This window comes from Lysobacter sp. DMC97, from assembly GCF_056313745.1.
The window spans coordinates 225,945-244,162 of the sequence record NZ_JBQUZR010000001.1 but is presented as its reverse complement, the minus strand read 5'-3'; the positions used below and the strand labels follow the sequence as shown (position 1 = coordinate 244,162).

Annotated in this window: 14 protein-coding genes; 11 read left to right on the top strand and 3 right to left on the bottom strand. The window is 70.6% G+C overall.

Annotated features, from left to right (window positions below):
- Positions 1 to 252: 252 nt before the first annotated feature.
- The 3 genes from ACT53Q_RS00640 to dapB all read left to right on the top strand — a co-directional run bounded on the left by ACT53Q_RS00640 (position 253) and on the right by dapB (position 3,665).
- Positions 253 to 1,671, top strand: a complete 1,419-nt coding sequence (locus tag ACT53Q_RS00640; protein WP_476184736.1) for a S8 family peptidase — start codon at positions 253 to 255, stop codon at positions 1,669 to 1,671.
- Positions 1,672 to 1,786: 115 nt separating this feature from the next.
- Positions 1,787 to 2,923, top strand: a complete 1,137-nt coding sequence (locus ACT53Q_RS00635; protein WP_476184735.1) for a prephenate dehydrogenase — start codon at positions 1,787 to 1,789, stop codon at positions 2,921 to 2,923.
- A gap of 31 nt (positions 2,924 to 2,954) precedes the next feature.
- Complete coding sequence (gene dapB, locus ACT53Q_RS00630; protein WP_476184734.1) at positions 2,955 to 3,665, top strand: 4-hydroxy-tetrahydrodipicolinate reductase; 711 nt, start codon at positions 2,955 to 2,957, stop codon at positions 3,663 to 3,665.
- Between the two features lie 42 nt (positions 3,666 to 3,707).
- Here the strand turns inward: dapB and ACT53Q_RS00625 are convergent, their stop codons facing one another.
- From ACT53Q_RS00625 to ACT53Q_RS00615, 3 genes are read right to left on the bottom strand one after another with little or no spacing between them, the layout of a single operon-like run.
- A complete protein-coding gene (locus ACT53Q_RS00625) occupies positions 3,708 to 3,905 on the bottom strand; it encodes a hypothetical protein (RefSeq protein WP_476184733.1) in 198 nt (65 codons plus the stop codon).
- Positions 3,902 to 5,362 carry a radical SAM protein gene (locus ACT53Q_RS00620; RefSeq protein ID WP_476184732.1) on the bottom strand — a complete coding sequence of 487 codons (1,461 nt, stop codon included), beginning with the start codon at positions 5,360 to 5,362 and terminating at the stop codon, positions 3,902 to 3,904. The genes ACT53Q_RS00625 and ACT53Q_RS00620 overlap by 4 nt, the downstream gene beginning before the upstream one ends.
- Positions 5,347 to 6,087, bottom strand: coding sequence for a prolipoprotein diacylglyceryl transferase family protein (locus ACT53Q_RS00615; RefSeq protein ID WP_476184731.1), 741 nt, complete (start codon positions 6,085 to 6,087; stop codon positions 5,347 to 5,349). The genes ACT53Q_RS00620 and ACT53Q_RS00615 overlap by 16 nt, the downstream gene beginning before the upstream one ends.
- A 195-nt stretch (positions 6,088 to 6,282) precedes the next feature.
- Between ACT53Q_RS00615 and carA the strand changes: the two genes are divergently transcribed.
- From carA to ACT53Q_RS00575, 8 genes are all read left to right on the top strand, one after another.
- Complete coding sequence (carA, locus tag ACT53Q_RS00610) at positions 6,283 to 7,407, top strand: glutamine-hydrolyzing carbamoyl-phosphate synthase small subunit (protein ID WP_476184730.1); 1,125 nt, start codon at positions 6,283 to 6,285, stop codon at positions 7,405 to 7,407.
- Positions 7,404 to 8,018 (top strand): hypothetical protein, encoded by a 615-nt coding sequence (locus tag ACT53Q_RS00605; protein ID WP_476184729.1) that lies wholly within the window; start codon positions 7,404 to 7,406, stop codon positions 8,016 to 8,018. Before carA ends, ACT53Q_RS00605 begins: the two co-directional genes overlap by 4 nt.
- Before the next feature lie 29 nt (positions 8,019 to 8,047).
- Complete coding sequence (locus ACT53Q_RS00600) at positions 8,048 to 8,470, top strand: DUF6973 domain-containing protein (RefSeq protein ID WP_476185149.1); 423 nt, start codon at positions 8,048 to 8,050, stop codon at positions 8,468 to 8,470.
- 8 nt (positions 8,471 to 8,478) lie between these two features.
- Positions 8,479 to 11,721 carry a carbamoyl-phosphate synthase large subunit gene (carB, locus tag ACT53Q_RS00595; protein ID WP_476184728.1) on the top strand — a complete coding sequence of 1,081 codons (3,243 nt, stop codon included), beginning with the start codon at positions 8,479 to 8,481 and terminating at the stop codon, positions 11,719 to 11,721.
- 43 nt (positions 11,722 to 11,764) lie between these two features.
- Complete coding sequence (gene greA, locus ACT53Q_RS00590; protein WP_476184727.1) at positions 11,765 to 12,241, top strand: transcription elongation factor GreA; 477 nt, start codon at positions 11,765 to 11,767, stop codon at positions 12,239 to 12,241.
- A 9-nt stretch (positions 12,242 to 12,250) separates the two neighbouring features.
- On the top strand, positions 12,251 to 13,225 hold the full coding sequence (locus ACT53Q_RS00585) for a phosphoglycerate mutase (RefSeq protein ID WP_476184726.1): 975 nt from the start codon (positions 12,251 to 12,253) through the stop codon (positions 13,223 to 13,225).
- Between the two features lie 61 nt (positions 13,226 to 13,286).
- Positions 13,287 to 15,053 carry a single-stranded-DNA-specific exonuclease RecJ gene (locus ACT53Q_RS00580; RefSeq protein WP_476184725.1) on the top strand — a complete coding sequence of 589 codons (1,767 nt, stop codon included), beginning with the start codon at positions 13,287 to 13,289 and terminating at the stop codon, positions 15,051 to 15,053.
- 125 nt (positions 15,054 to 15,178) lie between these two features.
- Positions 15,179 to 18,193 carry a VIT domain-containing protein gene (locus tag ACT53Q_RS00575; RefSeq protein WP_476184724.1) on the top strand — a complete coding sequence of 1,005 codons (3,015 nt, stop codon included), beginning with the start codon at positions 15,179 to 15,181 and terminating at the stop codon, positions 18,191 to 18,193.
- Positions 18,194 to 18,218 lie beyond the last annotated feature (25 nt).

The window sequence follows — 18,218 nt, the reverse complement described above, 5'->3', positions numbered from 1 at the left end:
CCGGCGTTCGGCCGATGGCCCGGGGTGAGCCGGCAACGACTTCTCGCGTGGCCGTCACCGCGCTCCGGCGCCGGCCGCGCTCCGACGGAATGCGTTGACAGGACAGGACGGCGGGCGGAGGCTCGCCGCGGACGGCACATGGTGTGCCGCCACGCGCGCCGCCCGGCGCGCGATCGCCCGCTCACGGGCGACCTTCCCCGACAGGCCGGCATCGCCGGTGGACAGGATGTCGCCCGGGATCAAGGAGGTTCCATGTCGATCCATTCCCGTTCCGCGCGCCGTCTCGCACTGGCGTCTGCCGTGGTCGCCGCGTTGCTCGCCACCCCGGTCTTCGCCGCCGGCCGTGCGCACATCGACCCCGCCAGCCAGTATGACCCCGCCGACGGCTTCATCGTCGGCTACCGCAGCGCCGGCTTCCTCAAGGCCGATCCCGCCTCGCGCCAGCGCGCCCTCGACGCCGCCGCGACCGCCACCTTCGGCCGCGTGTCGGCGCCCGGCCTGCGCCGCGCCCGCACGCTGTCCGGCGGCGGCGAGCTGGTCGCCTTCGACCGCCGCCTCGCTCGCGCCGACGCCGAACGCCTGATGCGCCGGCTCGCGCTCGATCCCGAGGTCGCCTACGTCGAGCCCAACATCCGCCTGCACGCCGACCTCACCCCGAACGACACCTATTTCTCGCTGCAGACCAACTTCAGCAGCACCGGCGAGAACACCTACGCCACCCAGGCCTGGGACACCGGCTACCGCGGCCAGGGCAAGATCATCGCGGTCGTCGACACCGGCCTCACCAGCCACCCGGACCTCGCCGCCAACGTGCTCGCGGGCGGCTACGACTTCATCAGCAACGCCGCGATCGCCAACGACGGCGGCGGCCGCGACGCCGACCCCTCCGACCCGGGCGACTGGGTGACGGCCGGGTACTGCTACGCCGGCTCGCCGGCGTCGAATTCCAGCTGGCACGGCACCCACGTCGCCGGCACCGCGGCGGCGGTCACCAACAATGGCGTCGGTGTCGCCGGCATGGCCTTCAGCGCGAAGATCCTGCCGGTGCGCGTGCTCGGCCGCTGCGGCGGCACGCTCGCCGACATCGCCGATGCGGTGACGTGGGCCTCGGGCGGCAGCGTCGCCGGCGTGCCCGCGGTCGGCGCGAACAAGGCGAACGTGATCAACCTCAGCCTCGGCGGCGCCGGCGCGTGCGGCGCGACGATGCAGTCGGCGATCGACGGTGCGGTTTCGCGCGGCACCGTGGTCGTGGTCGCGGCCGGCAACGACAACGCCAACGTGTCGGGCTACACGCCGGCGAGCTGCAACAACGTGATCGTCGTCGCCACCTTCAGTCACCTCGGCAGCTTCTACGGCAACAAGGAGAGCTTCTCGAACTGGGGCAACGCCGTTGACCTCGCCGCGCCGGGCTACAACATCGCCTCGACCTGGAACGCCGGCACCACCACGCCGGGCGCCGCGACCTATGCCTACATGAGCGGCACGTCGATGTCGACGCCGCACGTGGCCGGCGTGATCGCGATGATGATGTCCAAGCCCAGCGCCGACTGCCTGCCGGCGACCTGCGAGACGCTCATCAAGACCAACTCCGACCTGTTCATGGGCCCGGTGCAGTACCCGATCGGCTGGGGCCGCGTGAATGCGCTGAAGGCGATCAACGCCACGCCCTGACAGGGCACGATACGGCGACGCGCACGCACGGAACCGGCCCGGGGATGTCCCGGGTCGGTTCCCGCGGCGGCCGGCAGGCGTCAGAATGCAGGCTCCCCGCGTACGGAACGACGGCATGACATCCCCTCCGGTCATCGGCATCGTCGGCAGCGCCGGCGCCTACGGCCGCTGGCTGCGCCGGTTCTTCGTCGAGCGCACGGGGCTGGCGGTGCTCGGGCACGATCCGTCCGACCCGGCGAGTGATGAGGTCGAACGCCTGCTCGTCGAGGCCGACGTGCTGCTGTTCGCCGCGCCGATCCGCGTCACCGAGGCGGTGATCGCCGAATGGACGGCGCGTTCCGCCGGTCGCGAGCAGGGCCGGCTGTGGCTGGACGTCACCTCGATCAAGCAGGTCCCGGTCGCGGCGATGCTGCGATCGCGGGCCGAGGTCGTGGGCCTGCATCCGATGACCGCGCCACCGAAGTCACCGACGCTGAAAGGCCGCATGCTCGCCGTCTGCGAGGCGCGGCTGGACGTGTGGCGTCCGTGGGTCGATGCGCTCCTCGATGCCCTGCAGGCCGAGTGCGTGCGGGTGTCGCCCGAGCGCCACGACCGCGCGATGGCGCTGGTCCAGGCGATGGTCCACGCCACGCACTTGGCCGAGGCCGGCGTGCTGCGCGACTACGCGGCGGTGCTGGGCGCGCCGGCCGACCTGCTGCCGCTGCGCACCGCCTCGTTCGAGCTGGACGTGGCGATGATGACCCGCATCCTGTCGCTGAATCCGCAGATCTACGAAGACATCCAGTTCTGCAATCCGCACGTGCCGGAGATGCTGGATCGCCTGCTCGGTGAACTCGGCGGGTTGCGCGACCTCGTCGCGCGTGGCGACGGCGAGGCGCGTGCGGCCTTTCGAGCGCGCTTCCTCGACGCCAATCGCGACGCCCTCGGCGCGCAATTGCTGGCGGACGGCAACTACGCGTTCGAGCGCGTCGGCTACCTGCTGGCCGATCTCGTCGACCGGCCGTCGATGAGCGTGCACCTGCCCGAGGATCGCCCCGGCTCGCTGCGCGCGCTGCTCGACGTGTTCGAGCGCCACGGCATCAGCCTGTCGTCGATCCACTCCTCGCGCACGCCGGCGGGCGAAGTGCATTTCCGCATCGGCTTCGGGCCCGAGGTCGCGGCCTCGGCGGTGAAGGCGGCCGCAGCCGAGATCGACGCCGCCGGCACCGGGCGCGTGCTGGAATGCATCGCGCCGGCGACCGCGGCGCATTGAGTCGACTCGTCGCCGCGGGTACGCTGGCGCGATGTCCGAACCCCTCCGTCTCCTGATCCATGGCGCCAGCGGGCGCATGGGCCAGACCCTGCTGCGACTGGCCGCCGAACGCGACGACCTGCGCGTGGTCGCCGCCGTCGCGCCGCCGTCGCCCGACGCCGCGCTGCTCGGCCAGCCGTTCCATCCGGTCGAGGCGCTCGACGCCGTACCGCCGTTCGACGTCGCGATCGACTTCAGCCTGCCGGTGGCCTTCGACGCCATCCTCGCCCTGTGCGACGCGCGCGGGTCCGCGCTGGTCTCCGGCACCACCGGGCTGGCGGTGCAGCAGCGCGCGGCGCTGCAGGTCGCGTCGCGACGCATCCCCGCGGTGTGGGCGTCGAATTTCAGCCTCGGCGTGGCGGTGCTGGAGGATCTGGTCGAACGCGCCGCCGGCGTGCTGCAGGGCTGGGACTGCGACATCGTCGAACAGCACCACACCCGCAAGCTCGATGCGCCGTCGGGCACCGCGCTCACGCTCGGCGCCGCGGCCCAGCGCGGCGGCGCGGACCCGCATTACGCGAGCCTGCGCGCCGGCGACATCGTCGGCGAGCACACGGTGCAGTTCGCCACCGCCGGCGAGCGCATCGAATTGATCCATCGCGCCACGAACCGCGAGATCTTCGCCCGCGGCGCGCTGCACGTCGCCACGCGACTGGCGGGGCGTCCCGCCGGCAGCTACCGGGTGCGGGACCTGCTGGACTGAGCCTGTCGGCCGTCGGGCCGACCCGGTCGAGCGCCGCGGCGCTCACTGCATCGCGATCATCCCGAAGCAGGCCGCCAGCAGCAGCACGGTGAGGCCGCCGATCAGGGCGAGGATGCCGATGATCACCTTCAGCCAGCCCGGCAGCGGCGGCCGGCCGGCGGCGTCGCCGGCGGGCGCAGGCACGGAGGCGGGTGGGGCGACTTCGTGGGCCTCGGGATCGGGCAGGGACGGATCGTTCATGTCTGCGGCTCCTCGGGCGCGGCGGTTTCGATGTCGGCGATGTCGACCCGCGCGCGCAGCGCGTCCAGCTGCTTGCGGCGGTCGTCGCGGTAGAACAGGTTGTAGGTGTCGAACGGGACGATGGTGCCATCCGGCTGGGCGATGTGCACGCAGCTCTTCTTCACCGAGCGCAGGTCGAAGCCCTCGGCGTCGATGAAGGCCATGATCAGCACCCGGAACACGTTGCGGTAGCCCAGCCCCTCCGGCACCTGCACCTGCGGCAGGCAGCACAGCAGGTCGGCCAGCGAACACGCCTGCGACTGCGGCGAATGGTTGGTGGCGAACAGCCGGAACAGCGCCTCGCGAAGCTGGTCGTCCTTCTCGACCACGATGCTGTTGCGGCCGCCCTCGATCAGCACCTCGGGCGGGATCATCCCGGTCAGCGGCACGATCTTCTGCGCGTCGCCGTCTCCCAGCTTCAGCGCGTACGCCATCGCCAGCGCGTCGGGATGGCAAGGCACCGGGATCAGGTCCTCGGGCCGGAACAGCGTGCTCTGTTCGAGGATGCCGCGCCGCACTTCGGTCAGGGTCAGGCGATCGCGCGCCGGGTCGTAGCCCTCGGTGCGGCCGGCGTGCTGGATCGGCTGGAAGGTCACGCCGCGCACGCAGGGCTGGGTGCGCGCGAAGTCGATGATCTCGCCCAACTCGCCGTCGTTGAGGCCCTTCTTCACCGTGACCACCAGCGTGGTCGAGATGTCGTGCCTGTTCAGGGCTTCCAGTGCCTGCAGGCGGATGTCGCGCAGGCGCGCGCCGCGCAGTTGCTGGTGGACCTCGTCGCGCAGCGAGTCGAACTGCAGGTACAGCTCGAAGCCCGGCATGTAACCCGCAAGGCGTTCGACGAAGTCCGGATCCTTCGCGATGCGCAGGCCGTTGGTGTTGACCATCAGGTGGCGGATCGGCCGCCGTTTCGCCGCGTCGAGGATCTCGAAGAACTGCGGATGCAGCGTCGGCTCGCCGCCGGAGATCTGCACGACGTCCGGCTCGCCCTCGTTGGCGACGACGGCGTCGAGCATGCGCTCGATCGTCGCCATGTCGCGGAAGCCCGGGCGATGCGGGCCGGAGTCCGCGTAGCAGATCGGGCAGCGCAGGTTGCAGTGGTCGGTGACCTCGATCAGCGTCAGGCAGCTGTGCTGCATGTGCTCGGGGCAGAGGCCGCAGTCGTAGGGACAGCCCCATTTGCGCTCGGTGTTGAAGCGCTGCGGCAGTTCCGGCGGCTTGATGAAGCGCTCGCGGCAGAGACGGTAGTAGTCGACGTCGTCGGCGATCAGCACGCGCTCGCGGCCGTGCTGGGGGCACCATTTTTCCAGGTAGACGTTGCCTTCCTTGAAGAAGATGGTCGCCTCGACGCGACGCAGGCAGGTGGAACACACCGACACCGCGGTGTCGTAGAACAGGTACGGTCTTACCTTCGCGGCCATGCCAGCGCCTTCACGATGCGGGGGAGGTCGCGGGCATGGTAGAGCAGCCCGAAGACGCACAGCAGCTGGATGCCCGACAGCGCGCCGAAGTAGAGATGCGGTATCGGCCGGATCGACTCGATCGCCAGCCGGTACAGCAGATAGCCGGAGAGGAACGCCTTGAACCGGTCGCCCGGGCGCGCGAGGCGATCGCCGCGCCACGTCAGCAGCCCGCCCCACAGCAGCAGGAACGCGATCTCGTACAGCTGCGTCGGATGCCGCGGCACGCCGTCGCCGAAATCGACGGCCCAGGGCAGGGCGGTGGGATTGCCGTAGGTGTGGTCGTCCAGCCCGGCGAGGAAGCAGCCGATGCGGCCGAGGATCATGCCCACCGTCAGCGGCAGCACGAAGGCGTCGCCGGTCGAACCGCGGACGCCGGCCAGCCATTTCGCGGCCTCCACGCCGAACAGCCCGCCCACCAGCCCGCCGACGATGGACTTGCCGGCCAGCAGCCGGCGCGGGTCGGGGAAGTCGGCGAAGGCGAACGCCGGGTCGTACAGCCAGTAGGCGATCTTGCTGCCCAGCGCCGCGCCCAGCGCCGCACCGGCGATCAGCAGCAACGCCTGCACCCGGTCGAGCGGCACGCTCGCCGGCAGCCGGCGCCGTTCGCGCCGGTATACCTGGAACCCGATCGAGTAGGCCGCCACTTCCAGCAGCGTGTGCGTCCAGTAGGCAGTCGGCGTCATCGACGCAGTGTATTCGATTGCCTGAACGCGCCTGTTCAGGCTGTGCCACGGCCCGGGCGAATCGCCCGGAAGGCTGGCATCGACGGCATCGCGTCGGTACAATTCCGGCTCGCCTGACATTGAAGCCCCGGACCGGTCCCGCACCGCGTCCGAGGCTTCGTGCAACCCGAAGCAAGCCCGACAAAGGCGACCCCAGTGACCCAAACCGCAATCCTGGTCCTCGAAGACGGCACCGTGTTCGAGGGCGAATCCGCAGGCGCGCCCGGCCTTTCCGTGGGCGAGGTGGTGTTCAACACCGCCATCACCGGCTACCAGGAGATCCTCACCGATCCCTCGTATGCGCGCCAACTGGTCACGCTGACCTATCCGCACATCGGCAACACCGGCTGTACCGATCTCGACGATGAGGCGGGCAAGGTCTGGGCCTCCGGCCTGATCGTCCGTGACGTGCCGCGCCGCCCCAGCAACTGGCGCAGTCAGGTCGCATTGCCCGAATGGCTGCGCGCCCGCGGCATCGTCGCGATTTCCGGCATCGATACCCGCAAACTCACCCGCCTGCTGCGCGATCGCGGCGCCCAGAACGGCGCCTTGATGGCAGGTGACATCGATGTGGAACGCGCGCTCGAAGCCGCGCGCAAGTTCCCCGGCCTCAAGGGCATGGACCTCGCGCAGGTGGTGACCACCGACGCCGCGTATCCGTGGCGCGAAGGCCAGCTCGACCTCGACACCGGCGCGTTCGTCGCCGCCGCGCCGAAGCATCGCGTCGTCGCCTACGACTTCGGCGTGAAGCGCAACATCCTGCGCATGCTGGCCGAGCGCGGCTGCGACGTGACCGTGGTGCCGGCAAAGACGCCCGCCGCCGAGGTCTTCGCGCTGCAGCCCGACGGCGTGTTCCTGTCCAACGGTCCCGGCGATCCGGAGCCCTGCGACTACGCCATCGCCGCGATCCGCGAATGCATCGCGCGCAAGATCCCGACCTTCGGCATCTGCCTCGGCCACCAGCTGCTCGGCCTCGCCAGCGGCGCGCGCACGCTGAAGATGAAGTTCGGCCACCACGGCGCCAACCATCCGGTGATCGATCTCGACAGCGGCCGGGTGATGATCACCTCGCAGAACCACGGCTTCGCGGTCGACGAGGCCACGCTGCCGGCGAACGTGCGCGTGACCCATCGCTCGCTGTTCGACGGCAGCAACCAGGGCATAGCGCTGACCGATGCGCCGGCCTTCAGCTTCCAGGGCCACCCGGAAGCCAGCCCCGGCCCGCACGACGTCGCGCCGCTGTTCGATCGCTTCGTCGCGATGATGGAAAGTCGTCCGTGAAATCCCTGCGAACCTTCCTCCTGGCCTGCGGCTTCGCAGTGTCAGCCTGTGCCGTGAGCGCATCGATCGCCCGGGCGGACGTCGACCCCCTGCTGCCTGACTTCAAGGCCCCGGCGCCGTCGGCACCGCTCACCGATGCGGAGGTCGAAGAGTTCATGAGCTGGTTCGCGGTGGACGAGATTGTCCCCGACATCCTCGTCCAGGCGTTCGATCAGTCCGACGACACCGCCGGTTTTTCCGCGTCGCAGCGCGCATGCGTGCTCGAGGTGGTGACGCCGGCGTTCCGCGATGCGATGCGCGATCAGTTCCGCGACATGCTGGTCGATCGCGCGAACTTCCGTGCCTGGTCCGAGTTCAGGCAAACGACGCCGGGGCGCAGCTTCATGGCATTCATCCGTGCGTCGATGAAGGCCAAATCCACCGGCGCGCCGGCCCCGACCGGTGACGGACTGTTCGACGACCTCACCGAAGAGGACCGGGCTGCGGTGATGCGGTTCTTCGGTTCGAACGCGCTGCAGGCGCTCGAAGCGTCCCGCGACTTCGAGATGGATCCGCAGACCAAGGATCGACTGCAGAAGGAAACGTACACACGCTGCGGAGCGTCGATCTGATGCGCCAGAGGGGCCGCATGTTCGGCCGCATGGCCGGGCCACCCTGGTTGCGCCGCGGCGCGGCCGTGTTCGCCCTCCTCGCCGCCTATCCCGCCTTCGTGCTCGGCAGCGTGTACGCCACCGTGCTGCGCAGCGACTTTCCGGGTGGCCACAACGGCCCGAAGGATGCCTACCGGCACAGTCTCGCCAGCGCGACCGTCGCCTACACCGCGTCGCCGCGGCTCGTGGACTGGGTCACGCGGTTCATGGAGCACGGCGAGGGCGGCGATGCCGCCAACGCGATGGATCGACACAACAACCGCATCGGCGCCGCAATCGGCGCGCGGGCGGACAGCTGGACACAAATGCGCACGGACGTGCTCGCCGCGGTGAAGGCCGGCGGCGTCGACATCGCGGACGACCACCGGATCACCTGGCTCCCGCCCGACCAATGGCGCGAGCGCCTGTACTGAGAGAACCCATGCCCAAGCGCACAGACATCCAGACCGTCCTGATCATCGGTGCCGGTCCGATCGTGATCGGCCAGGCCTGCGAATTCGACTATTCCGGCGCCCAGGCCTGCAAGGCCCTGCGCGACGAGGGCTATCGCGTGGTGCTGGTCAACAGCAACCCCGCGACGATCATGACCGACCCGAACATGGCGGACGCGGTCTACATCGAACCGATCAACTGGAAGACGGTCGAGAAGATCATCGCCAAGGAAAAGCCCGACGCGCTGCTGCCGACGATGGGCGGCCAGACCGCGCTGAACTGCGCGCTCGACCTCGCCGACAACGGCGTGCTGGAGCAATACGGCGTCGAGCTGATCGGTGCCTCGCGCGAGGCCATCCGCATGGCCGAGGACCGCGAACTGTTCCGCGTCGCGATGCAGGACATCGGCCTGGAATGCCCGAAGGCGGAGGTCGCCCGCAGCTACGAACAGGCGCTGGAGATCCAGGCCAAGGTCGGCTACCCGACCATCATCCGTCCCAGCTTCACGCTCGGCGGCACCGGCGGCGGCATCGCTTACAACAAGCAGGAGTTCGAGGAGATCGCCAAGCGCGGCCTCGACCTCTCGCCGGTACACGAAGTGCTGATCGAGGAATCGGTGCTGGGCTGGAAGGAATTCGAGATGGAAGTGGTCCGCGACAAGGCGGACAACTGCATCATCGTGTGCTCGATCGAGAACCTCGATCCGATGGGCGTGCACACCGGCGACAGCATCACCGTCGCGCCGGCGCAGACGCTCACCGACAAGGAATACCAGCGCCTGCGCGACGCCTCGATCGCGGTGCTGCGCAAGATCGGCGTCGACACCGGCGGCTCGAACGTGCAGTTCGGCATCAACGCGCAGGACGGCCGCGTGGTGGTGATCGAGATGAACCCGCGCGTGTCGCGTTCGTCGGCGCTGGCGTCGAAGGCCACCGGCTTCCCGATCGCCAAGGTCGCGGCGAAACTGGCGATCGGCTACACGCTGGACGAACTGAAGAACGAGATCACCGGCGGCCTGACCCCGGCGTCGTTCGAGCCGACGATCGACTACGTCGTCACCAAGATCCCGCGCTTCGCGTTCGAGAAGTTCCCGGCCGCCGATGCGCGCCTGACGACGCAGATGAAGTCGGTGGGCGAGGTGATGGCGATCGGCCGCAGCTTCCAGGAATCGCTGCAGAAGGCGCTGCGCGGGCTGGAGACCGGCAAGATCGGCCTCGATCCGACCGGCCTCGACCTGACCAGCGACGAAGGCATGGTGCGCCTGCGCCGCGAGGTGAAGGAAGCCGGCCCCGAGCGCATGTTCTATCTCGCCGACGCCTTCCGTGCCGGCCTGTCGGTGGAGGACGTGCACGCGCTGTCGTTCGTCGACCCGTGGTTCCTCGACCAGATCGAGGAACTCGTCGCCGCCGAGCGCGACGTCGCCGCGGCGGGCCTCGAAGGCCTCGATGCGAAGCGCCTGCGCAAGCTCAAGCGCATGGGCTTCTCCGACGCCCGCCTCGCGCAGCTGGCCGGCACCAACGAGACCGCCGTGCGCGCGCTGCGCAAGGCGTTCGGCGTGCGCCCGGTCTACAAGCGCGTGGATTCCTGCGCGGCGGAGTTCGCCACGACCACGGCCTATCTGTATTCGACCTATGAGGACGAGTGCGAGGCCGCGCCGTCGGACCGCAACAAGATCATGGTGCTCGGCGGCGGTCCCAACCGCATCGGCCAGGGCATCGAGTTCGACTACTGCTGCGTGCACGCGGCGCTGGCGCTGCGCGAGGACGGGTACGAGACCATCATGGTCAACTGCAACCCGGAAACCGTCTCGACCGATTACGACACGTCCGATCGCCTGTACTTCGAGCCGCTGACGCTGGAAGACGTGCTGGAGATCGTCGAGCTGGAGCAGCCGAAGGGCGTGATCGTGCAGTACGGCGGGCAGACGCCGCTGAAGCTGGCGCAGGCGCTGGAAGCGAACGGCGTGCCGGTGATCGGCACCTCGCCGGATTCGATCGACCTGGCCGAGGACCGCGAGCGCTTCCAGAAGCTGGTCGAACAGCTCGGCCTGAAGCAGCCGGCCAACCGCACCGCGCGCAATCCCGACGAAGCGCTCGCGCTGGCCCGCGAGATCGGCTACCCGCTGGTGGTGCGCCCGAGCTACGTGCTGGGCGGCCGCGCGATGGAGATCGTGTACTCCGACGCCGACCTGTCGCGCTACATCCGCGATGCGGTGAAGGTGTCGAACGATTCGCCGGTGCTGCTCGATCGCTTCCTCGACCACGCGGTCGAGGTCGACGTGGACGTCATCGCCGACAAGGATGGCAACGTGCTGATCGGCGGCGTGATGGAGCACATCGAGGAGGCCGGCGTGCATTCCGGCGACTCGTCGTGCTCGCTGCCGCCGTACTCGCTGTCGGCCGAGACGCAGGATCGCCTGCGCGACCAGGTGCGCGCGCTGGCGAAGGCGCTGAAGGTGGTCGGGCTGATGAACACGCAGTTCGCGATCCAGACCGAGGCTGACGGCACCGACACCATCTTCCTGCTCGAAGTGAACCCGCGCGCCTCGCGCACGGTGCCGTTCGTGTCCAAGGCCACCGGCCTGCCGCTGGCGAAGATCGCCGCGCGCTGCATGGCCGGCATGACCCTGGCGGAGCAGGGCGCCACGACCGAAGTGATCCCCGACTACTACTCGGTGAAGGAAGCGATCTTCCCGTTCGCCAAGTTCCAGGGCGTCGACCCGATCCTCGGCCCGGAGATGCGCTCCACCGGAGAGGTGATGGGCGTCGGCCGCAACTTCGGCGCCGCGTTCGCGCGCGCGCAGGAGGCCGCCGGCATCAAGGCGCCGCCGAAGGGCAAGGCCTTCGTGTCGGTCCGCGATCCCGACAAGCAGCGCCTGATGGCGGTGGTGCACGAACTGGTGCGCCGCGGCTACGGCGTGGTCGCGACCCGCGGCACCGCCGCGTGGCTGCAGTCGCAGGGCGTGGACTGCGAGGTGGTGAACAAGGTCGCCGATGGCCGGCCGCATATCGTCGACCGCATCAAGAACGGCGAGATCACCTACATCGTCAACACCACCGAAGGCAAGCAGGCCATCGCCGACTCGTTCTCGATCCGGCGCGAGGCCCTGCAGCACCGGGTGACCTATTCCACGACGATTGCGGGCGCGCGCGCCCTGCTGCATTCTCTCGACTACCGCGACAGCGGCCCGGTCTGGGCGCTGCAGGAATTGCACGAGGAACTGGCACGATGATCGACGTAGGGCACATGAGCGACATGATCGAACGGAGGCGGGCATGCGATCGCCGATGACCCTGAAGGGTTCGCAGCGGCTGCGCGGCGAACTGGAACAGCTGAAATCGGTGCAGCGGCCGGCGGTGATCGCCGCGATCGCCGAGGCGCGCGCCCACGGCGACCTGAAGGAAAACGCCGAGTACCACGCCGCGCGCGAGCAGCAGAGCTTCATCGAGGGCCGCATCAAGCAGCTCGAAGCCGAGCTGTCGCACGCGCAGATCATCGACGTGTCCACGCTGAACGCCGGCAGCCGCGTGGTGTTCGGCGCCAGCGTCGTGCTGGCGGATGTCGAAAGCGACGAGGAAAAGCGCTACCAGATCGTGGGCGACCTCGAAGCCGACATCAAGCAGGGCCTGATCGCGATTTCCTCGCCGCTGGCGCGTGCGCTGATCGGCAAGCACGAGGGCGACACGGTCGAGATCGATGCGCCGGCCGGCAAGCGCGAATACGAACTGATCGAAGTCGCCTACGAAGGCTGACGGCCGGCGATGACGCAGGCGGCTTCGACGCAAGCAGTGTTCCTGCTGCCGGCCTGGTCCGGTTTCGGCCGGCAGTCGCTGGCCGATGCCGTCGCCGCGCGCCTCGGGCGGGCCGACGTGTTGCCGCCCGGCGAACCCGGCCCCGACGCGCAGCGCCTGCGCCACTGCGTGCCGACGCCGGCACGCTGGTCGCCGGCCGCGCTCACGCGCCAGATCGACGCCGGCGATGCCGCCGGCGCGGCCTGGCTGCGCATCGATCCCGCGCACGTCCGCGCCGACATCAACGGCGCGCGCCTGCTCGGCGTCGGCGCGCGGCTCGGGCTGTCGCGCGAGGACGCCGACGCGCTGCTGCCGGCGTTGCGGCCGCTGTTCGGCGACAGCGGTTTCGCGCTGGACGCGCCGGCGCACGATCGCTGGTACCTGCGCCTCGCACGCGAGGCGACGCTGCCGCGCTTCAGCGATCCCGATGCGGCGCTTGGCGAGGACCTGTTCGATCACCAGCCCGAAGGCGACGACGCGCGGCGCTGGCGCACGCTGCTCAGCGAAGCGCAGATCGTGCTGCACAACCATCCGTGGAATGCGACCCGCGCCGAGCGCGGCCTGGTGTCGATCAACGCGCTGTGGGCCTGGGGCGGCGGCACGCTGCCGACGCAGTGCACCTGCGCCGCGACGCGCCTGCACAGCGACGACGAAGCGCTGCGCGCCTTCGCCGCCTGCGCCGGACGGATCGCGACCACGCTGCCGGCCGGTTTCGCGGCCGATGCCGACGCGCTGTCGCTGTTCGACCTGCGCCGCGTGCGCGATCTCGCCGCGCTCCAGCGCGACTGGCTGACGCCGGCGTTCGCGGCGCTCGATACCCGCAAGCTCGCCGCACTCGATCTCGATGCCGCCGACGGCACGCGCCTGCGCCTGACGCACGGCCAGCGCTGGCGCTTCTGGCGTCGCGCGTGGGCGCCGCCGTCCGCCGCCGGCAACGCCGCGTGAGGCCGTTCCCGAACGCCGTCCGGCCGCAAGCCGCGACCGGGCCGTTGCGCGGGAGCGCCTGATGCCGGAACCCGTCCGCATCGTCGACCGGCCCGTGTCGCAGGCCGTGAAAGAGGCCGCGCTGTCCGCCGGCTACACGCCGCTGCAGGCGCAAGTCATCGCCGGTCGGCTTGGCGATGCGGACGCGGACCGCGTGTCGCTGCTGGTCCGGCCCGCGCTCGCGGCGCTCGATGCACCCGATCGCCTGCCCGACATCGACGTCGCCGCCGACGCCGTGGCCCGCGCCGTGATCGACGGCCTGCCGTTCGTCCTGCTGTCGGATTTCGACTGCGACGGCGCCTCCGCGCACGCGGTGCTGCGCATCGCGCTGCGCGATTACTTCGGCGTGCCCGAGGCGCGCATCCACGGCTACATCGGCCATCGCCTGCGCGAGGGCTACGGCGTCTCGGAGAGCGTGACCCGGCGGATCCTGGAGTCGGCGCCGCGGCCCGCGCTGGTCATCACCGCCGACCAGGGCAGTTCGGACCACGCGCGCATCGCGCTGCTGCGCGAGCACCGGCTCGAGACCATCGTCACCGACCACCACGGCATCCCCGGCGAAGGCCCGCCCGCCGCGGCGCTGGCCTGCATCAACCCGATGCGCGAGGACTCGGCGTTCGCCGATCCGCGCATTGCCGGGGTGCACGTGGCCTGGCTGCTGTGCTGCGCGGTGCGGCAGCGGCTGGTCGAGATGGGCCATCTGCCGTCGAACGCGCCGCGTCTCGGCGGGCTGCTCGATCTCGTCGCGCTGGGCACCATGGCCGACTGCGTGGATCTGGCGCGGTCGCAGAACAACCGCGCCGTGCTGTTGCGCGGGCTCGCGCTGATGAACGCGCCCGATGCGCGCCCGGTCTGGCGCGCCCTGCATCGCGTCGCGAAGTGCAGCGGGCCGATCACCGCGGCGACGCTGGGCTTCAGCTTCGGGCCGATCATCAACGCCCGCGGCCGGCTCGACTGTGCGCTGGGCGCCGTGGACCTGCTGATGTGCACGGACGAGGACGACGCCGTGCGGCTGGCGCAGGCGCTCGTCGAGCACAACACCGAGCGCAGGCGGGTGCAGTCGAGCATGCTGCGGCGCGCGACGCCGATGGCGGAAGCGCAGGCCGCCGCGGGTGCCGTGGGGCTGACCGTGTTCGACCCGGAAGGCCATCCCGGCGTGCACGGCGTCTGCGCGGCGCGCCTGGCCGAGGCGTTCGGGCGACCCGTGGCATATTTCTCGCCGCGGCAGGAGGGCGATGCGCTGACGGCGTCGCTGCGCACGGTGCCGGGGTTTCACGTCCGCGATGCGCTCGCGGAGATCGCGGCGGCGCATCCGGAGGACTTCATCGCCTGGGGCGGCCATGCCGGCGCGGGTGGCGTCACCCTCCACCGCGAGGGGCTGGCGCGCTTCACCGCGGCGTTCGACCGGGCGGCGAAGCGTGCCCTCGCCGACGCGACGCCGGGCCCGCGCGTCCTCACCGACGGCGTGCTCGCGGCGCTTCCCGATCTCGCATTGATCGACGAACTGGCGGCGCTCGAACCCTTCGGCCGCCAATGGGAATCGCCGGTGTTCCGCGCCGATGGCCGCGTGATCGACCTGCGTGCCGTCGGCGACGGCACCCACCTGAAGCTGACGGTCGGCATGGCGTCGCACCGGTTCGAGGCCATCTGGTTCGGCGCCGTCCGCGATGGCGTGCGGCCGGTGGAGATCGGCCAGCAGGTGCGCATGGCCTTCGAGCTGGACGCCAACACCTTCCGCGACGAAACCCGGCTGCAACTGCGCATCCGTCACGCCGTCGCCATCGCCTGACGGCTGCGCCGGCCGGGCGTCGGCCGTCGGACGGATCGCGCGGCGGCGCGGTTACGATGCGCTGTCTTCGACCCCGTTCGCGGCGACCGCCCGTTGAACGGTCATCGCCCCAGGGGAACCCCCGCATGTCCCGCAGTCTCGCCGGCTCCGCCGCTCTCACCCTCGCTGCCGGGCTGCTGCTCGGCCAGAGCCTCGCCACGCCCGCCGGTGCGCAGCAGCGCACCGCGCTCGAACCGCGCCCCGAACCCGCGCTCGTCGCGCCGCCGCTGATCATCGCCCCCGGCGCGAAGGTGCCGGTCGCCCTGCGCAGCGCGTCGGTGCAGGTCGAGACCGACGGCGGCCTCGCGCGCACCACCGTGCTGCTGACGCTGTTCAATCCGAACGATCGCCTGCTCGAAGGCAACCTGAGCTTCCCGCTGCAGCCGGGCCAGCAGGTCAGCGGCTTCGCGCTCGACGTCGCCGGTACGCTGCGCGAGGCGGTGCCGGTGCCGAAACCGAAGGCGCAGCAGGTGTTCGAGAGCGTGGAGCGGCGCAACGTCGACCCGGGTCTGCTCGAACAGACCGCCGGCAACCAGTTCCGGCTGCGCGTGTACCCGATCCCCGCACACGGCACGCGCCAGGTGCGGCTGACCATCGACGAGGCGCTGCGTCGCGAAGGCGATGCCTGGCGCATCGACGTGCCGGTGCAGTTGCTCGATCAGGCCGACGGTGCGTCGCTGTCGATCCGCGCCCGCGGGCCGCGCACGGCGCCGGTGCAGGTCGGCAATTTCGACACGCTGAAGTTCGAGCGTGCCCGCGGCGGCTGGACCGCGAAGTACGACGCACTGCGCGAGCACGTGGACTGCGTCGATTGCCTGTCGCGGATGCGCCGGCTCGGCCTGCGCCTGCCGGTGGCGGCGGAGGCCGGTGCGGTGGTGCAGGCGTACGATGGCGAGCGCTTCGCGCTGGTCGACGTGCCGGTCCCGGCCGAACACGGCCGCCTGCGCAAGCTGCCGACGTCGGTCGGCCTGCTGTGGGACGCCTCGGCATCCGCGCGCAGTCGTGATCGCCAGGGCGAATTCGCGCTGCTCGACCGCTACTTCAAGGCGATGGGCGACGGCAGCGTGCGCCTGCGCTTCCTGCGCGACGTGGGCGAGGACGCAGGCCGCTTCGAGATCCGCGGCGGCGACTGGAGCGCGCTGCGCAAGGCACTGGAATCCGCGGTCTACGACGGTGCCAGCGATCTGGCCGACTGGACGCCGGAAGCGGGCGTCGGTGAATACCTGCTGGTCAGCGACGGCCTGCGCAACTACGGCCGCAAGGCCTTCCCGGGTCTGCGCGAAGGCCAGGCGCTGTACGCGCTGGATTCCGCCGGCGCGAAGAGCGACACCGTGCGCCTCGCCGCGCTGGCCGAGGCCCGCGGTGGCCGGCTGGTGCAGTGGCAGGGCCGCGACGGGCTCGACGCCGCGACGGCCGCGCTGCTGGACGACGGCGCGCGCATCGTCGCGCTGGAAGGCGACGGCATCGACGACCTGAAGCCGCAGGCGTGGCGCATCGACGGTGGGGTCGTGCGCGTGGCCGGGCGCATGACCGAGCGCGACGCGACCGTGCGCGTGCGGCTGCGCACCGGCGGCGAGACCCGCACCGTCGAGGTGCGCGTGCCGGCCGACGCGCCGGAGAGCGATCTCGCGGCGACGCTGTGGGCGTCTTGGCAGGTCGCGGCCGACATGGCCGAGCCGGAACTGCGCCGGGCGTCGATCACGCGCCTCGGCCAGCGCTTCGGACTGGTGACGCCGGGTACCTCGCTGCTCGTGCTGGAGAACGCCGCCGACTACGTGCGCTACGACATCCCGGCGCCGGCCGCGCTCCGCGACGAGGTCGCTGCGCTGCGCCGCACGCAGGCCACCGAGCAGGCGCAGTCGCGCAGCCAGCGCCTCGACGACGTGGCGTCGCGCTTCGCCGATCGCCTGACGTGGTGGAAGCGCGACTTCCCCAAGGGCGCGCCGCTGAAACCGAAGGCGGACGACAAGGTCGCCATGGCGATGGCCGCGGGTGCACCGCCGCCGCCTCCGCCGCCGGCGCCCGCCATGAACGCTGCGGTCGCCGATGAAGCCGTGCGTCAGCGCAGCGAAGAATTCCAGTCGCGTGAGGCGCCCGCCGGCCGTGCCGCCAATCTGGAAGTCGCTGCGGATGCCGCCGCGGCCCCCGCGGCCGCACCGAAACCCGACGGCGACGACGGCCACGCCGGCGAAGGCGTCTCGATCCACTTGCAGACCTGGGCGCCGGATTCGCCGTACGCCCGCCGCCTCCGCGAAGCCAAGCCCGAGGATCTGTACGCGATCTACCTCGACGAGCGCGACAGCCATGCATCGAGCACCGCGTTCTATCTCGATGTCGCCGATCTGCTGCTGAAGGCGGGCCGTCGTGCCGAGGCGCTGCGCGTGCTGTCGAACCTCGCCGAACTCGACCTCGAGAACCGCCACGTGCTGCGCGTGCTGGGCTACCGGCTGATGCAGGCGAAGGACTTCGATCATGCGGTCGACGTGCTGCGCGAGGTGCTGCGCCTCGCCGACGAGGAACCGCAGAGCCATCGCGATCTCGGGCTGGCGCTGGCCGCGGCGGGCGATCGCCAGGAAGGCATCCGCCACCTCTACGACGTGGCCGCGCGGCCGTGGGACGGCCGCTTCTCCGAAGTGGAACTGGTCGCGCTGAACGAGATGAACGGCATCATCGCCACCAGCCCGACGCCGCTGGACACCGCGTTCATCGATCCGCGCCTGCTGAAGAACATGCCGCTGGACCTGCGCGTGGTGCTGGCCTGGGACAGCGACAACAGCGACATGGACCTGTGGGTGACGGACCCCAACGGCGAGAAGTGCTACTACGGCAACCGCAACACCTACCAGGGCGGGCTGCTGAGCGACGACTTCACCGGCGGCTACGGCCCCGAGGAGTTCGTGTTGAAGAATGCCAAGCCGGGCAAATACAAGGTCGAGGCCAACTTCTTCGGCGACCGCCAGCAGATCGTCACCGGCGCGACCACCCTCAACCTCGTCTTCAGCACCGGCTGGGGCACGTCGCGCCAGAAGAACGAAGCCGTGACCCTGCGCCTGAGCGGGCAGAGCGAGACCGTGCTGGTGGGCGAGTTCACGGTGAAGTGACGCGATGCCCGATGGCGCGCCCGGC

Excerpts from the sequence above, each read along its gene's own strand:
- carB (WP_476184728.1), top strand. The coding sequence starts at position 8,479 with ATGCCCAAGCGCACAGACATCCAGACCGTCCTGATCATCGGTGCCGGT.
- ACT53Q_RS00600 (WP_476185149.1), top strand. The coding sequence starts at position 8,048 with ATGGCCGGGCCACCCTGGTTGCGCCGCGGCGCGGCCGTGTTCGCCCTC.
- ACT53Q_RS00575 (WP_476184724.1), top strand. The coding sequence starts at position 15,179 with ATGTCCCGCAGTCTCGCCGGCTCCGCCGCTCTCACCCTCGCTGCCGGG.
- dapB (WP_476184734.1), top strand. The coding sequence starts at position 2,955 with ATGTCCGAACCCCTCCGTCTCCTGATCCATGGCGCCAGCGGGCGCATG.
- ACT53Q_RS00620 (WP_476184732.1), bottom strand. The coding sequence starts at position 5,362 with ATGGCCGCGAAGGTAAGACCGTACCTGTTCTACGACACCGCGGTGTCG.
- ACT53Q_RS00585 (WP_476184726.1), top strand. The coding sequence starts at position 12,251 with ATGACGCAGGCGGCTTCGACGCAAGCAGTGTTCCTGCTGCCGGCCTGG.
- ACT53Q_RS00635 (WP_476184735.1), top strand. The coding sequence starts at position 1,787 with ATGACATCCCCTCCGGTCATCGGCATCGTCGGCAGCGCCGGCGCCTAC.
- ACT53Q_RS00580 (WP_476184725.1), top strand. The coding sequence starts at position 13,287 with ATGCCGGAACCCGTCCGCATCGTCGACCGGCCCGTGTCGCAGGCCGTG.
- ACT53Q_RS00640 (WP_476184736.1), top strand. The coding sequence starts at position 253 with ATGTCGATCCATTCCCGTTCCGCGCGCCGTCTCGCACTGGCGTCTGCC.
- ACT53Q_RS00625 (WP_476184733.1), bottom strand. The coding sequence starts at position 3,905 with ATGAACGATCCGTCCCTGCCCGATCCCGAGGCCCACGAAGTCGCCCCA.
- ACT53Q_RS00615 (WP_476184731.1), bottom strand. The coding sequence starts at position 6,087 with ATGACGCCGACTGCCTACTGGACGCACACGCTGCTGGAAGTGGCGGCC.
- greA (WP_476184727.1), top strand. The coding sequence starts at position 11,765 with ATGCGATCGCCGATGACCCTGAAGGGTTCGCAGCGGCTGCGCGGCGAA.